Source organism: Spiribacter salilacus, assembly GCF_009649225.1.
GTDB classification, from domain to species: domain Bacteria; phylum Pseudomonadota; class Gammaproteobacteria; order Nitrococcales; family Nitrococcaceae; genus Spiribacter; species Spiribacter salilacus.
In genome coordinates this window covers 492677-508173 of record NZ_WJPP01000002.1, presented here as the reverse complement: position 1 = coordinate 508173, position 15497 = coordinate 492677, and the positions used below count along the sequence as shown (strand labels likewise).

Annotated in this window: 15 protein-coding genes and 1 riboswitch; of the genes, 8 read left to right on the top strand and 7 right to left on the bottom strand. The window is 54.0% G+C overall.

Translation table 11 applies throughout. The features are described from left to right. Positions 1 to 3 precede the first annotated feature (3 nt). The 5 genes from trmB (at position 4) to GH984_RS05450 (ending at position 5474) form a co-directional block, all read left to right on the top strand. Positions 4 to 699, top strand: a complete 696-nt coding sequence (trmB, locus tag GH984_RS05470) for a tRNA (guanosine(46)-N7)-methyltransferase TrmB (RefSeq protein ID WP_153719182.1) — start codon at positions 4 to 6, stop codon at positions 697 to 699. Continuing rightward, positions 692 to 884: riboswitch (cobalamin riboswitch) on the top strand. It overlaps the preceding gene by 8 nt. Before the next feature lie 144 nt (positions 885 to 1028). After that, the gene (locus tag GH984_RS05465; protein WP_153719181.1) at positions 1029 to 2888 is read left to right on the top strand and encodes a TonB-dependent receptor plug domain-containing protein; all 1860 of its coding nucleotides are present in this window, start codon (positions 1029 to 1031) and stop codon (positions 2886 to 2888) included. Beyond that, positions 2882 to 3736 carry an ABC transporter substrate-binding protein gene (locus GH984_RS05460; protein WP_153719180.1) on the top strand — a complete coding sequence of 285 codons (855 nt, stop codon included), beginning with the start codon at positions 2882 to 2884 and terminating at the stop codon, positions 3734 to 3736. The genes GH984_RS05465 and GH984_RS05460 overlap by 7 nt, the downstream gene beginning before the upstream one ends. Further along, a complete protein-coding gene (locus GH984_RS05455) occupies positions 3733 to 4716 on the top strand; it encodes a FecCD family ABC transporter permease (RefSeq protein ID WP_153719179.1) in 984 nt (327 codons plus the stop codon). Before GH984_RS05460 ends, GH984_RS05455 begins: the two co-directional genes overlap by 4 nt. Continuing rightward, positions 4713 to 5474: an ABC transporter ATP-binding protein gene (locus GH984_RS05450; RefSeq protein ID WP_153719178.1), complete on the top strand. Its 762-nt coding sequence runs from the start codon at positions 4713 to 4715 to the stop codon at positions 5472 to 5474. Before GH984_RS05455 ends, GH984_RS05450 begins: the two co-directional genes overlap by 4 nt. Here the strand turns inward: GH984_RS05450 and GH984_RS05445 are convergent. Beyond that, the gene (locus GH984_RS05445; RefSeq protein ID WP_153719177.1) at positions 5447 to 5989 is read right to left on the bottom strand and encodes a cobalamin adenosyltransferase family protein; all 543 of its coding nucleotides are present in this window, start codon (positions 5987 to 5989) and stop codon (positions 5447 to 5449) included. The two genes, GH984_RS05450 and GH984_RS05445, sit on opposite strands and share 28 nt — an antisense overlap. 36 nt (positions 5990 to 6025) lie before the next feature. Here GH984_RS05445 and GH984_RS05440 point away from each other — a divergent pair, with 36 nt between their 5' ends. Continuing rightward, positions 6026 to 6802 carry an exodeoxyribonuclease III gene (locus GH984_RS05440; RefSeq protein ID WP_153719176.1) on the top strand — a complete coding sequence of 259 codons (777 nt, stop codon included), beginning with the start codon at positions 6026 to 6028 and terminating at the stop codon, positions 6800 to 6802. A 4-nt stretch (positions 6803 to 6806) separates the two neighbouring features. Here the strand turns inward: GH984_RS05440 and GH984_RS05435 are convergent, their stop codons facing one another. Genes GH984_RS05435 through GH984_RS05420 form a run of 4 tightly spaced genes read right to left on the bottom strand, consistent with a single transcriptional unit; the run spans position 6807 to position 10025 of the window. Beyond that, a complete protein-coding gene (locus tag GH984_RS05435) occupies positions 6807 to 7439 on the bottom strand; it encodes a LysE family translocator (protein ID WP_153719175.1) in 633 nt (210 codons plus the stop codon). Between the two features lie 8 nt (positions 7440 to 7447). After that, positions 7448 to 7711, bottom strand: a complete 264-nt coding sequence (locus tag GH984_RS05430) for a glutathione S-transferase N-terminal domain-containing protein (protein ID WP_253939126.1) — start codon at positions 7709 to 7711, stop codon at positions 7448 to 7450. Positions 7712 to 7719: 8 nt separating this feature from the next. Further along, positions 7720 to 8673, bottom strand: a complete 954-nt coding sequence (gene trxB / locus GH984_RS05425) for a thioredoxin-disulfide reductase (protein ID WP_153719173.1) — start codon at positions 8671 to 8673, stop codon at positions 7720 to 7722. Beyond that, complete coding sequence (locus GH984_RS05420; RefSeq protein ID WP_153719172.1) at positions 8670 to 10025, bottom strand: AmpG family muropeptide MFS transporter; 1356 nt, start codon at positions 10023 to 10025, stop codon at positions 8670 to 8672. Before GH984_RS05420 ends, trxB begins: the two co-directional genes overlap by 4 nt. A gap of 112 nt (positions 10026 to 10137) precedes the next feature. On the opposite strand from GH984_RS05420, the gene ppc reads away from it, so the two are divergent. Continuing rightward, entirely contained in the window at positions 10138 to 12780 is a 2643-nt protein-coding gene (gene ppc / locus GH984_RS05415) for a phosphoenolpyruvate carboxylase (protein ID WP_153719171.1), read from the top strand. A 4-nt stretch (positions 12781 to 12784) separates the two neighbouring features. Then, complete coding sequence (pyrE, locus tag GH984_RS05410; RefSeq protein WP_153719170.1) at positions 12785 to 13447, top strand: orotate phosphoribosyltransferase; 663 nt, start codon at positions 12785 to 12787, stop codon at positions 13445 to 13447. On the opposite strand, the gene argB is transcribed toward pyrE, so the two are convergent. Together argB and GH984_RS05400 are read right to left on the bottom strand one after the other, a co-directional pair. Continuing rightward, positions 13386 to 14303 (bottom strand): acetylglutamate kinase, encoded by a 918-nt coding sequence (argB, locus tag GH984_RS05405; RefSeq protein WP_153719169.1) that lies wholly within the window; start codon positions 14301 to 14303, stop codon positions 13386 to 13388. The genes pyrE and argB overlap by 62 nt on opposite strands. A gap of 94 nt (positions 14304 to 14397) precedes the next feature. Beyond that, positions 14398 to 15474 carry a cytochrome-c peroxidase gene (locus GH984_RS05400; protein WP_153719168.1) on the bottom strand — a complete coding sequence of 359 codons (1077 nt, stop codon included), beginning with the start codon at positions 15472 to 15474 and terminating at the stop codon, positions 14398 to 14400. Positions 15475 to 15497: the final 23 nt, after the last annotated feature.

Genomic DNA, 15497 nt, shown 5'->3' with positions numbered 1-15497 from the left:
GTCATGAATGACTCTAATCCTCAACAACGCATTATTCGCAGTTTTGTTCGCCGAGAGGGGCGACTGACCGATGGGCAGATTCGCGCCTTAGAGCAACTCTATCCCCTGTATGGCGTGGACTGGACTGATGGCCCGCTTGATTTGAATCGCCTTTTTGTAAAACCAGGCCCGGTTGTTCTGGATATTGGATTTGGTGATGGGGAAGCGCTGGCTGCTATGGCAATCACCCATCCTGAGTACAACTACTTGGGGCTTGAGGTTTATCGCGCTGGCACCGGTAAGCTTTTGCGCCGCATCGAAGCGGACGGCATTAGCAATCTAAAAGTGATGTTGACCGATGCTACGGAGTTTTTAAAAGCCGGCGTTGCTTCTGCTTCATTGGCTGGTGTGCAACTGTTTTTTCCCGATCCATGGCCTAAAAAACGCCATCACAAACGCCGCATGGTTCAGCCTGAATGGCTGACGATGGTGGCCGATCGTCTGCAGCCCGGTGGCTTTTTGCACATGGCAACGGACTGGGCCGAATACGCCGACTGGATGCTCGAGTTAACCAATCAAGCACCTGATTTTGAGAATCCACATCGTGGCTTTGCTTCGAATGTTACTGCACGGCCGTCCTCTCGCTTTGAACGCCGTGGCCTTCGCAAAGGTCACCAAGTTTTTGACTTGATCCTGCTTCGTCGAGCGGGCACACTCTAAGCATTACTTCGGTTCTGATGTTACGGCATCAGATGAAAAGGGAACGCAGTGTAAAGCTGCGGCTGCCCCCGCAACTGTAAGCGGATAGCGAAGTCCTAAGATGCCACTGTCACGCTGCGTGATGGGAAGGCGGGGCTGAGCAAAGACCCGTGAGCCAGGAGACCTGCCGATGTAGTCACCCATTTCCGGTGCGGGGCGCGCCTGGGAAGCGGCACATCGCAGAGGTGACAGTCGCCGGTCTGCGGTGGGCTGTCTAAATGAGGCCTTCGTAGACCTAATGTGTCTGTCAGCAGGGGTATTCCCTGCTTGTAAGTTTAGGCCTCAAAATCATGAAAAAATCTGTTTGTTCTTTTGCCCTGGCACTGGCTGCCGGTGTTCCCCTGTCTGCCAATGCGCAATCTTTTCTGGTTACCGAGTTAGATCCCATCATTGTTTCTGCTGGTATTTCTCCAGTTTCTGCAGATGTGTATGGACGGTCGCATACCGTCATTAATCGCCGTGAAATCGAAAGCCAGGGTTATACGACGGTTCAAGAAGCACTAGAGGCGCGTCCTGGCGTATCCATCAATGGCACTGGGCCCAACGACCGGCAAATCCGCATTCGCGGCAGCGAAAGTAATCACACCCTGGTGTTAATCGACGGTGTTCGCGCTGCAGCAGGCGATAACGAGTTCTTTTTGCGGGGGCTAGATCTTGGCGCGATTGAGCGGATTGAGATTTCGCGTGGCCCACAGTCAGTGCCGTTTGGTACGGATGCCGCGGCGGGCGTGGTCAATATCATTACTCGCGAAGCAGCAGAAGGCTTAAGCGCTGGGGGCTCGGCAGAAATTGGCGAGGGCGATCGTCAAGCCGCTTACCTCACCTACGGTGGAGAATCTCACCGCCTTGCGATATCGCTGTCTAATTTAAACGACCGAGGTTTTGATTTTAGCGGTAGTGATGGCGAGCGAGACAGCACACGTTGGCAGTCTGCTGCGGGCAAAGGTGAGTTTGACCTGACCGCAACCACGACAGCGGGATTTAGCTTTCGACTGGCAGATGCCAGTTACGATTTTGACGATACCGATTTTAGCGCAACACGCATCGAAGACTATGTGGTTGATAGCGCAGAAAATGAACGCAACCTGACCGAGCGGGCGGGTAGCGTTTTTGTTGACCATCGGCCAACGAATCAACCCGTCAGTCATCGCTTGCGACTCGATCGCACTGCTAATCAAACGGATAATCCGTTTACCTCAGATACCACAACCGATGTGGTGAATTATCGTTTCCAAGTAGCACTTGATCAGGCGCAAATTGAATCGAGCGATCAGCTTGTTAGCGTGCTTTTAGAGCGACGTACGGATGGTGATGAGGGTGAAGTTCCAGATCGTGAAAATGACAGCGTAGCCGTTGAGTATCGAACCTGGATCTCAGAGCAAATGAGTGTTCAGGCTGGCGTTCGTTACGACGATAATAATGTGTTTGATAACGCCACAACTTGGAATGTTGCCACGAGCTATTTTTTAGAAAATGACATTCGCTTGCATGCCTCTGGCGGTCGAGCCGTGGTTAATCCCACGTTTTTTGAGTTCACTGGCGGCACCGATCAAGCGCTCAATGCCAACCTTCAGCCCGAGAAAAATGAAGGCTTTGATGTGGGTGTTGAGGTGCCGATTACAGGCTTAAATGGCTCTGTTGATGTGACGTATTTTCAAGAAACACTGACCGATGAGATTTTTACAAAGAATAGCTTTACCTCGCCATTTATCTTCGAAAATCGCCCCGGCGATAGTGATCGTGAAGGCGTAGAAATTACCGCGCTGATACGTCCTGCCAACGCAGTGGATTTGCGTGCCAACTACACCTATCTAGATGCATCTGATTCGCAAGGCAACACCGTAATTCGGCGGCCACGTAACGAATTAGGCATGGGTGCAACCTGGCGCCTGCCCAATGGCGATACAACGCTCAGCGGTAACCTTCGTTATGTCAGAGGGCTGTACGACGACCAATTCTTCTCTGGCGGTCAGACAGGGGTTCGTTTGGATGACTTTACGGTGGTCGGGTTGTCGCTTAGTCACGCTTTGAATGCAAATTTTGAGCTTACAGCGCGGTTAACCAATGCGTTTGATGAGACCTACCAAGAGGTGGCCGGTTTTGCGACGCGTGGCCAAGCTGCTTACGTCGGGGTGCAGGCCACATGGTAGCCCGAGTTTGGGTTATTTGGCTTTTGGTGGGGGCGTTGCTCCCACTGAGCCTTGGGCAGGCAGAAGAGCGGTCGAAGGCAACCCCGCAGCGGGTTGTTTCGATGAACCTATGTACGGATCAGTTAGCTATGCTGATTGCCGATGAAGACCAGCTCGTTTCTGTGTCTGCGTTGGCCAAAGATCCGCTCAATTCAAGCATGGCCGATCAGGCGGCAGGATATGCGATTAACCATGGTAGGGCGGAAGAGATCCATCTACTGAACCCCGACTTGGTGATTACCGGTCGATTTAACGCGGGTCCAACAGTTGAGATGCTGCGCCGATTAGGTATTTCGGTGGTGGTATTTGATCCCGCCAATTCATTGCATGACATTCGCGACAACCTGATCAAAATGGGCGATGTGCTTGGGCAGCCTGAGCGAGCGCAAACTTTGGTTAAGGAATTTGATCAGCGGCTTGCCATGCTTAGTCAACCGGCGCTAAACCCGCCGCGAGCCGCTTTATATTTCCCCAACGGCTATACCCGCGGAGACAACACCTTGCTGGGCGATATCGTACGTACCGCTGGATTTGCCAATATTGCAATGGAAGCGGGTGTTCAGGCCGGGGCGCACATGTCGTTAGAAAAGCTTGTGATGGCTGCACCAGATATCATCATTACGGGGAGCCGCCACGATGGGAAATCAAGATCTGAAAATATTCTGCAACACCCCGCGCTTGATACCGCCGCTCGCTGGCAAGTAAAACACGAGCTCAAAACGAGTGACTGGGTTTGTGGTACGCCGCAAGCGCTTGCCGCTGTAGAGCGAATTGGTGCGTTGCGTGGCAGTTTGATGGGCGCACGATGAAGTCTCTGCTAGCAGTATTGGGTTGTATTGCCGCTGCATTATTTGTTGCTTCGCTTTTAATTGGGCCATCCGCCATTGGGCCACTGCCAAGTGTTAAAGCTTTGTTTTCGTCAGGCGACACCGCGCTGGCATTAGTGATGCAAGAGATCCGACTACCACGGGCCATTCTTGCCGTGCTGGTCGGCGCCAGTTTGGGTTTGGCCGGTGCCGCGATGCAGGGATATTTGCGCAACCCACTGGCAGAGCCTGGATTGCTGGGTATTTCAGGGTCTGCAGCGCTCGGTGCCGTGTTAGCAATCCAAACTGGCCTAGCAGCCACATTGCCGCTCGGCCTGCCCCTTGCAGCTTTATTGGGCGCACTGCTCGGTGTGTTTTTGATTACGCTGCTGGCGGGTCAACAAGGCGGTACGTTAAGCCTTATTTTAGCTGGCATTGCCATTTCTGCTTTAGCCAGCGCCATGGTTTCTTTAGTGCTTAACTTATCGCCTAACCCATTTGCTACTAGTGAAATCGTGTTTTGGCTGATGGGATCATTGGCCGATCGGTCTATGGAGCATGTGGGTCTAATTCTGCCCTTTGTGCTGTTGGGCGGCGCGATGTTGTTTACCTTACAGCGCTCGTTAGATGCGATGACGCTGGGTGAAGATGCCGCAGAAGCTTTAGGCATGGGTGTGGCGCGCATGCGCCGGCGGTTAATTATTGGTGCAGCATTGGTTGTGGGTGCTAGCACTGCTGTGGCGGGAACCATCGGTTTTGTGGGGTTGGTGGTGCCACATCTTCTGCGGCCTTTTGTTGGCGCGATGCCCGGGCGGTTGCTACCAGCAAGCGCACTGGGTGGGGCTATTATGGTGTTGCTGGCAGATATTTTAGTGCGCGTTATTCTGCCCGAAGCCGATCTAAAGCTCGGGGTGCTGACTGCGCTGATTGGTGCGCCTTTATTTTTGCATCTGATTTATCAAACGCGGCGAACACTGGCATGAGCTTACTAAGCGTAAAACAGCTCTCGGTGTCGTTGAGTCAGCAAAAAATCATCTCCGGCGCTGAGCTTCAGATTGCCAAGGGCGAGGTGGTGGGGCTAATTGGGCCCAACGGCGCCGGAAAAACAACCTTAATGCGGGCGATTTTGGGCCTGATCCCCACGGTGGGCCACAGCAGCCTTGCGCGCTTGAGTGAGGATGCGCGCGCCCGGGCAGTGGCTTGGATGCCACAAGATCGGCATATTGCATGGCCGATTGAGGTGCAATCGCTCATTATGCTGGGGAGATTGCCTTATCGCAGCTACTCGCGCGCCCCGAGCGCGGCTGATCAACAGGCAGTGCAGGCGGCAATGCAGCAGGTCGATTTGGTGGGATTTGCCAAACGCCGCGCCACAGAACTATCGGTGGGTGAGCGTACCCGAGCGTTAATCGCCCGGGCGCTGGCGCAACAAACGCCATTGCTTATGGCAGATGAGCCTATCGCTGGCTTGGATCCGGCTCACCAAATGAGCACTATGCAAACGTTTGTTGAGCTTGCTCAGCGGGGTAACTCGGTATTCCTGTCGATTCATGACTTAGGCTTGGCGGCACGTTATTGCAGTCGATTAATTTTGCTCGGTGAGCAAAAAATCATTGCCGATGGCCCGCCGGCTGAAGTGTTAACGCCTAACAACCTTGCTCGAATTTTTGGCATTGAAGCCTATTTTGAAAACACAGCGCATGGCCGAATCTTTCAGCCTTTGCGTGTGTTGGCACCGTAGCTTTTAGAAACAAATGCCTCTTCGCTTAACCCGCGTCGCTGGTTGATCACCAAAATCATCGCAAAGAAAAGATTACAGAAAACATTGCACAACCTGGGCAGCACATCGGGTATGTCTTGGCCGGTTTCTTCAATTCTAACTAATTGGCGAATGGCCTTTTTAGCGCCCGAGCGGGCGAGATTTAAAAAAGGGACAGGCATCTCGCCGCGGGGCAAAACAAAGCCGGTAGCTTGGCCTTTTGCCTCGTTGCGGTAGTGATCCAAGCGTGCTTTAGCCCATTTGATGTCAGCTTCCTCAATAGCCATACGCCCGCGCAGCGACCCATTTAAATGAAAGGCGAGTGGTTGTAGCGTGGCAAGGTCCTGATGAATATCAGCAAATTCGGCGGGGGTAAGAGACACGGCTGCCCCAATGTTGCCGCAGAGCTCATCGGTGATGACTTCAAAATCAGTGAGTGGGCCGTGTTCATGGATAAACGGATAACAGACTTCATCTAAGTTATCGCTGCGTTGCATGTTCTGACTCCTTTGGATTCCGGTATCCTATGCGGCATGAGTATCTCGATTATGACCGCTAATTTAAATGGCATTCGCTCAGCGCAGCGCAAAGGCTTTTTTGAGTGGCTTGAGCAACAAAGCCCCGATGTTCTGTGCATTCAAGAAACCAAGGCCCAACGCGATCAGCTTGAGGGTGGCCCGTATTTTCCCGCCGGCTATCATGCCGAATTTGTTGATGCTGAACGCAAAGGCTACAGCGGTGTTGCGCTCTACAGCCGGCGCCAGCCTGATGAATTTATTCGTGGCATTGGTATTCCTGAGATTGATCAGGAGGGCCGTTGGCTTGAGGCACGATTCGGCGCTTTAAGCGTGATTTCATTTTACATGCCTTCGGGTAGTTCTGGGGAACATCGACAGGCCATTAAAGATGCCTTTTTGGGCCCGCTTATGGAGCGGCTGCAAACTATGGCTGCCGATGGGCGTGAATATGTAATTTGTGGCGATTGGAATATTGCGCATACCCAGCGTGACTTAAAAAACTGGCGGTCTAATCAGAAAAATTCTGGGTTTTTGCCGCATGAGCGTGAGTGGATGGATCGACTCTTTGGCGAGGCGGGCTATGTGGATGCCTTCCGCCAGGTCAATGACGAGCCCGATCAATACACCTGGTGGTCATTTCGTGGTCAGGCCTGGGCCAACAACACTGGATGGCGCATCGACTACCACGTCACCACTCCGGGTATTGGTGCAACGGTGAAAAACGCCTCGATCCACCGCGCTGACCGCTTCTCCGATCATGCCCCACTCACGATTACTTACGATTGGGGGTAATTGGTCATTCGGTAATCGCCGGAAGGCCAATTAAAAGCCCCACTAGGATCAGCAAAACGCCTGCAATCTGATTGGTCCTGCGCAAAGCAGCGGGAGACAGGACAAGCGCGCGCAGCCGGTCAATGCCGACGGCAAACACCATATTGCCAAGAAATGGAACGGCCATGGAGACCGCCACAATCAAGGCGATATCGACAGTGGTAATTGCTTGTAAATCAAAAAAGCCTGGCAATAGCCCGAGGTAAAAAAGGATGGCTTTGGGGTTGCCGAGAATCGCCACAACGCCTGCTGTAAAGCCTGGCCAAAAGCCCGGTCGTGTCAGTCGGCCGTCGGCGTGAATCGCTTTACCGGCACGGCGAATGAGCTGAATACCCATGCCTGTGAAAACTAGCAGAGCCAGCCAACGCATCGCTACCAGCACTTCGGCATACATCGAGACGATCCAAGCAAGGCCGAAAATCGCAGCAAGTGGCCATAAAAAATCTCCGACCACCACCCCAAGCGAGAGTGGCAAAGCCGCAGGGAATCCCCCCGCCAGTGTGCGGGCCAGAAGCGCAAGCCACACAGGCCCAGGGGTGAGAAACAACACCAGCAGCGCACCGGCGTAGAGCAGTAGATCAGCTGGGCTTATGGTCATGGCGCCGACTAAGCGGCGGCCAACCGGCGTAAATAATCAATAATATCCGCTGACTCATATAGCCACTCGCTGCGCCCGTCTGAGAACTCGATATAAAGGCAGGGCACCATGCCGCGGCCTCCGCCTTTGACCAGTTCCTGCTGGCGAGCGGGCTCGCGCAGAATGTTGCGTGACTCGATATTCAGCGGGAGGCTTTCGGTGGCCTGCCGTACCATCATGCAAAACGGGCAGAGCTCATGCTCGTAGAGCGCCAAATGTGTCGGCTTTTCCATGCCCCCGCTCATGTCTGGGCATCGAGATATTTTTCGGCATCTAATGCGGCCATGCAGCCACTGCCCGCTGAGGTAATGGCTTGGCGATAAACATGATCCATTACATCACCGGCGGCAAAAACACCGGGTATGCTCGTGGCCGTGGCGTTACCCTCTAGCCCACTTTGTACCGTAATGTAACCGCCTGCCATATCGAGTTGGTCAACAAAAAGCTCGGTATTAGGGCGATGGCCAATCGCAATGAATACACCGGCCAGTGCAATATCTTCAGTGCTGTTGTCGGCGGTGCTGCGCAGTCGTGCGCCGGTTACCCCAGATTCATCACCCAGCACCTCATCTAACGTGCTATTCCAGCGAATTTGAATATTGCCGGTAGCCGCGCGTTGTTTGACTTGATCTTGTAAGATTTTTTCGCCGCGGAATGCATCGCGCCGATGCACGATAGTCACGGATTTGGCGATATTAGACAGATACAGCGCCTCTTCTAGCGCGGTATTGCCGCCGCCAATCACGGCCACGTCTTGATTACGATAGAAAAACCCATCGCAGGTAGCGCAGGCGGAAACGCCTTTGCCCATAAATTCACTCTCAGAATCCAGCCCGAGATACATGGCAGATGCGCCAGTGGCAATAATCAGGGCATCGGCCGTGTACTCGGCATTATCACCAATCAGCCGGAAGGGGCGATTTTTCAAATCAGCGGTGTGGATGTGATCAAACAGCACCTCGGTGCCAAAACGCTCGGCATGTTGGCGCATGCGCTCCATTAAATCGGGCCCTTGCAAGCCTGATACATCGCCGGGCCAGTTGTCGACATCCGTGGTAGTGGTGAGCTGCCCGCCCATTTGCATACCGGTAACTAACACCGGATTAAGGTTGGCTCGGGCGGCATATACCGCGGCCGTGTATCCGGCGGGGCCTGAACCTAAAATCAATAAGCGGCTGTGGCGTGTGTCAGTCATTCGGTTCTCCTTTGCGAATCCTGACTATTGTCGCCCCCTCCATGGGTTCGCGTCCACCGCATGATTATTACAACTAAACCAATAGCGGGTAAGCCAAGGGTTGCCGCTGAGATAAAGAAAATGGGATAGCCCATTGCATCAACAACCACCCCACCAAAGCCACTTAAAAATTTGCCCGGCAGGGTCATGAGCGAGCTAAAAAGGGCATATTGAGTTGCGGTATAGGCAGTGTTGGTTAAGCTAGAAAGCCAGGCGATAAAAACCGCACCGGCAAACCCACCTGAGAAATTATCGGCACTAATGACTAGCATTAATGCCACCACGGATCCGTCTTGGCCAGCCATCCAAGCAAAGAGCAGATTGGTGCTCGCCACGAGTATCGCCCCCACCAGTAAGGGCCGCATCAACCCAAATCGAGCGGCCACTAAGCCGCCGGCCAGCGCGCCAATGATTGTCATGGCCAGCCCATAAGCGCCACTAATATTTGCGATAACAGCCTTGCTGTAGCCAAGGTCGATATACAGAGGGTTGGCCATACTTGCCATGGCGATGTCACTAATACGAAACGTGGCTACGAGCCCAAGAATGACTAATGCAAACCAGCGAAAGCGCGAGAAAAAGTCAGTTAGCGGGCATACGACGGCAGAAATTAACCATGCGCCGGTTTGTTGCGCCCAGCTGGGCAGGTTGGGTGTGCGATCAATAAAGGCAGTGACGCGTTCCTCCTGAGCCAAGGTGGCCCGATCAATTTGTACAATAGGTTCAGGACGAAGCAAGATGGTGAGCATGCCGATGCTCATCAATACCGCCATTGCAAGGTAGGCGCTGCGCCAGTCAAACCCTTCGGCTAGGTATAAAGCGCCGGTGTAAGAGGCCAAAATGGCAAAGCGATAGCCCATTTGATAGGTGGCCGCCATCGCGCCTTGAAAGCGATCGATTTCAGATTCGATACGGTAGGCATCGATGGCGATATCTTGGGTAGCTGATGAAAACGCAACTAACAGGGCAAACAGGGCAACCGGCAGCAGTGTGACGGTGGGGTCTGAAAAGGCCATACCAATCAGCCCTAGCATAATGCCGGTTTGCCCAAGTAGTATCCAAGCCCGACGCCGACCGAGCAGGCGAGATAGTAACGGCAGGGGTAAGCGGTCTACCACGGGTGCCCAAATAAATTTGATGGAATAGGTAATGCCCACCCAGCTAAAAAAGCCGATGGCCGTGCGGCTCACGTCAACCTCACGCAGCCAAGCGGTTAGCGTGGCAAACACCAACATAAAGGGCAGGCCAGCAGAGAAACCCAAAAGCAGCATCGTAATAACTGCCGGGCGTCGGTAAATGCTTAGTGCGCCCATGTTGATGTCCTTACAACCTTTAGCACTGACTGAATAACTGCATGTTCAGGGAAGTGCTGCCGCTCGGCAAGTCGTAGCCGCTATAATGCACTAGAGATAAAAGGGAGTTTGCATGAGCGAAAACCGTAATGACGCGCCGCTGCGCGAAGATATCCGCCAGCTTGGCGGCCTTTTGGGCAGCACCATTCATGATCAAAATGGCGCGGCTGTTTATGACATTGTCGAAGAAATACGCGGTCTTGCCAAAGATGCCCGTGGTGGCGATACGGCAGCAGGGCAGGCATTAGAAGAGCGCCTAGCCGCATTGCCGGATGAGTGGATTGTTCCGGTGGTGCGCGCGTTCTCGCAGTTTTTAAACTTAGCCAACATTGCTGAGCAACATCATCGGGTTCGCCGCAGTCGCGCGTGGCTGCGCGATCCTGAGTCAGGGCCGTTGCGTGGGTCTTTAGAAGAGTTTTTTACGCGCATGCTGCCTGAAACTGAGCCAGAGGCATTGCATGCCACCTTGGCAGGTTTAAACATCGAGCTTGTGTTAACGGCGCACCCAACCGAGGTGATGCGCCGCTCAATGCTGCAAAAATACAATCGCATTGCTGAGCTGTTGGAAAAAGGGGATCGCTTAGACCCAACACCCGAAGAAATTGAAGAGGTTCATCAGGCCCTGCGGCGTGAGATAACGGCTGCGTGGGAGACCGATGAAATTCGGCGCCGTCGCCCCGCACCTCAAGATGAGGCGCGCTGGGGCTTGGCGGTAATCGAGCAAACACTCTGGGATGTTGTGCCGCATTTTCTGCGTCGGCTGGATCGGATGCTGCTACGTCATACCGGCAAGGGGTTGGAGCTGGATGCAGCCCCGATTCACTTTGGTTCGTGGATGGGGGGTGATCGAGATGGCAATCCGCGCGTTACCGCTGCGGTTACTCGCGAGGTTTGTCTGCTTAATCGCTGGCAGGCGGTGGAGCTGTATGAACGAGAGGTAGCCGCATTGGTTGAGGAGCTCTCGGTGCGCACGGCCAATGCCGAGCTTCGCGAGCTAGTGGGTGATGCTTGGGAGCCGTACCGTACGGCACTCAAAGTGGTAAGAGATCGGCTGATTGCCACCCGGCATTGGATTGAGGCAAGACTGGCGGGGCGGCGCCCGCCCGATGCGCTGATTTACTGGCATGCCGAAGAGCTGCGAGCGCCTTTGATGATCTGCTATCGCTCTTTGTTAGAGACCGGTTCAGAGGTGGTTGCCGAGGGTCGATTGAAGGATTTGCTGCGGCGCTTGGCAACGTTTGGTATGACGCTGATGCGGGTGGATATCCGACAAGAGTCAGGCCGCCATACGGAGGTGCTTGATGCACTCACGCAGGCGCTTGATATGGGTTGCTACGAGGAGTGGTCAGAAGAGGAGCGGCAGGCCTTTTTAATTAAAGAGCTGGCCAACCGCCGCCCGTTAATTCCGCCAGACTTTGCGCCTGAAGAATCGGTGGAGGAGGTTTTGGCCACCTTTCGGATGATTGCGGAGTTTGGCGCAGATTCACTCGGTGCCTATGTGATTTCGATGGCATCGCGTCCATCCGATATTTTGGCGGTCAAGCTGCTGCAAAAAGAAGCCGGCGTAAGCTCGCCACTACGCGTTGTACCTTTGTTCGAAACCCTAACGGATCTTCAGGGTGCGGCCGACTGTTTAACCCAACTGCTCGATATTCCTTGGTACCGCGAACATATTCAAGGCGAGCAAGAGATTATGATCGGGTACTCCGATTCTGCTAAAGATGCCGGTCATCTGGCTGCCGCCTGGGCGCTTTATCAAACCCAAGAGCAGTTAGTTGAGGTGGCAAAAGAGCAGGGGGTGCGATTAACGCTATTTCATGGGCGCGGAGGGTCGATTGGCCGGGGTGGTGGCCCAACGCATGCGGCCATCCTCTCACAACCACCGGGGTCGGTAGATGGGCGTTTGCGCGTTACCGAGCAGGGAGAGGTTATTCAAGCAAAATTTGGACTGCCGGGCATTGCCGAGCGCAACTTAGAGCTTTATGCCACAGCGGTGGCAGAGGCAACACTGAAGCCGCCGGCGCCACCCGCTGCCGAATGGCGTGAGCAAATGGGCCAGCTTGCCGATAGTTCGTGTCAGGTCTATCGGCATTTGGTCAGAGAGACGCCAGAATTTATTGACTACTTTCGGCATGCAACACCTGAGCACGAAATCAGCCACTTGGCTATTGGTAGCCGTCCGGCACGGCGCCGTCCAACAACGGGTGTTGAGGGGCTGCGAGCCATTCCTTGGATTTTTGCTTGGACCCAAACCCGTTTGCTTTTGCCGACATGGTTAGGCGTGGGCGATGCCCTTCACCAGGCATTAGCGGGTAATGCCAAACAAGCGTTGCAGCAAATGTATCAGCAATGGCCTTTCTTTCGGGCGTTTATGGACATGCAAGAGATGGTGCTGGCGAAGAGCGATCCTGCCGTAGCGGCATGGTACGACGCGCGCTTGGTACCCGAGGCGCTGCACCCGCTTGGCGCAGAGCTACGCCAAAAGCACGCACAAACCCGTGAAATGGTGCTCACCGTAACAGGCCATGCGCAACCACTTGACGATGCACCGGTGGTGCAACGATCGGTGGGGCTGCGTAATCCCTATGTTGATCCGCTTAATTTGGTACAAGTGGAATTGCTGGCACGCATTCGCCATGGCCAAGAGGATGATCTGCGCGAGGCATTGATGATTTGTATTAACGGCATCGCCGCCGGCATGCGAAACACAGGATAAAACCATGCAGCCTTATCAGCGACAATTAATTGAGTTTGCCTTAGCGCGAGGGGTGCTGCGGTTTGGTGATTTTACGCTCAAATCAGGCCGGCAAAGCCCGTATTTCTTTAACACGGGTTTGTTTGATTCAGGTCAGGCATTGCATGTGCTTGGGCAGGCGTATGCCCAGGCGGCAATGGATGCGCGGCTTGAGTTCGATATGTTATTTGGCCCGGCCTACAAAGGAATTCCGATTGTGTCGGCCACGGCAATCGGGCTGGCTGCAACGCATCAGCGGGATATCCCCTATGCGTTTAATCGTAAGGAAGAAAAAGACCATGGTGAGGGCGGCATGATTGTTGGTGCGCCCCTGCAAGGCGCGGTGTTGGTTGTGGATGATGTGATTTCAGCCGGTACCTCAGTGGCTGAAAGTGTAGCGCTGATTAAAGCCGCGGGGGCCCGGTTGGCCGGTGTGCTGGTGGCATTAGATCGACAAGAAAAGGGTAGCGCTGAGCGCTCAGCCACCGAAGAGGTGGCAGCGCGCTATGGCGTGCCGGTAACACCAATTTTAACCCTCAGCACACTGATGGAGTTTTTATCAGAGCGCCCCGATGGCGCTGAGCAGCTTAAGGCGATGAAGACCTATCAGCGCCGTTATGGATCAGCGTACCAACCCCAGAGTCAGTAAATAGCTCAAGCAACACGGCATGCGGCACTCGCCCATCAATAATGGTGGCGGCTTTAACACCGTTGCGCACCGCCTGTAGCGCGCACTCAACCTTTGGCAGCATGCCGCCATGCAGGGTGCCATCATTGATTAGCGCGCGCACTTGAGCCTCATCTAGGCCCGTTAGCAAATTGCCCTGTGTATCCAAAATACCGGCGGTATTGGTCATTAGGATTAGCTTTTCAGCACCTAAGGTCTGTGCCAAATGCCCGGCCACCAGGTCGGCATTAATGTTGTAGCTTGTGCCATTTTCATCCACGCCGATGGGCGCAACCACGGGAATAAAGTCGGCGCCATCAAGGAGCGTGAGTAGAGCAGAATCCATGCCGGTTACCTCGCCGACATGCCCGATATCAATAATTTCAGGCGCCTGTTCGGCCGGCCCAGGGCGCGTTAGCTGTAAGCGCTGGGCACGAATTAACCCGCCGTCCTTTCCGCTCAGCCCAACTGCGCGGCCACCGTGCGTGTTGATCAGGTTAACGATTTCCTTATTCACTAACCCACCGAGCACCATTTCAACAACGTCCATGGTCTCTGCATCGGTAACGCGCATGCCCTGTATAAACTCGCTTTCCTTGCCAATTTTCTTAAGCAATGAGCCAATTTGCGGGCCGCCGCCATGCACAATGATGGGGTTAATGCCCACCAGTTTCATGAGCACAATATCGCGGGCAAAGCTCTGCTTTAACGTCTCATCAATCATTGCATTGCCGCCGTATTTCACTACAACCGTGCGGCTATGAAAGCGGCGGATGTACGGCAGTGCCTCAATGAGCACATGGGCGACAAGATTAGGGGGCGAGTTTTCTGCTGTCATTGGCTGTTAATTTCCGCAAAATAAAAAAGCCGCACAGGGTTTGTGCGGCTTTATGTTGGCGCCCCGCGAGCCAGGGCGCAAGCATGACTGCGGATCAGTTAGCCGCAGCACCCCGTGGGTAGTCCGGGATATCAGGCAGTGGCGTGCTATCTGTACGCACGGGCATAACCGGATAGACCACGTCGGGCTGCTTGCCAGTCAGTGCGCGCAAGAACGCCGTTACGTCTTCTACTTCTTGGTCGCTGAGTAAGCTGCCGAGCTGAGAGTCGTTCATCACCGCAACCGCTTCACGCAGGCTCCACACGTTGCCTGAGTGGAAGTAAGGTGCCGTTAGCTCCACATTACGCAGTGACGGAGAGCGGAAGACATAGCGATCTGCCGCTGTTTCCGTAACCTGCGCACGACCCAAGTCGTCATCGGGCAGAATATCAGCGCCTGGACGTGAGATAACACCAAACGGGTAGTAGCCCTGACCGCCCACATTAACGCCGTTATGACAGGCCACACAGCCTTTGTTCATAAATGCATCCAAGCCGGCCATCTGTTGCTCCGTCAGTGCGTCCTTATCCCCTTTAAGGTAAAGGTCAAACGGCGCATCTGGCGTAATTAACGTAGCCTGATAGACCTCAAGCGAGGAAGCAACGTTATCGAAGCTTACCGGGTTAGGATCATCCGGGAAGGCTTCGTTAAACATTTCCACGTAGGTCTCGATACTATTGAGCGTGCGCTCTAAGTTATCGGGCGTGTTGTTCATTTCAACGCCAGCCTGAATGGGGCCTTTGGCCTGCTCCTGAAGGTCTTCTGCCCGGCCATCCCAGAACTGGGCTACGTTAAACACCGCATTAAAAATGGTGGGTGAGTTACGCGGGCCACGCTGCCAGTCATGACCAATGGAGGTTGGGATGTTGTCATCACCACCCATGCCCACGTTATGGCAGGTATTACAGCTTATGGTTTGACTAGCAGACAGTCGGGGGTCGAAGAATAGCATCTCACCCAGCTCGATCTTCTCTGGCGTCATTGGGTTACGATCAGCTAAAACATCTTCGGCACTGTCTGGAATTGGCTTAAACAGCAATTGTGCCCGTTCAAGCATGGCATCGTCAGCAGCCGCAAGGCTACTGCCCAATCCCAGTGCAACGGCCGCGGTTAGCGAGTAGGCGGCTTTCATGGTTTTACACTCCTTAGTAACGT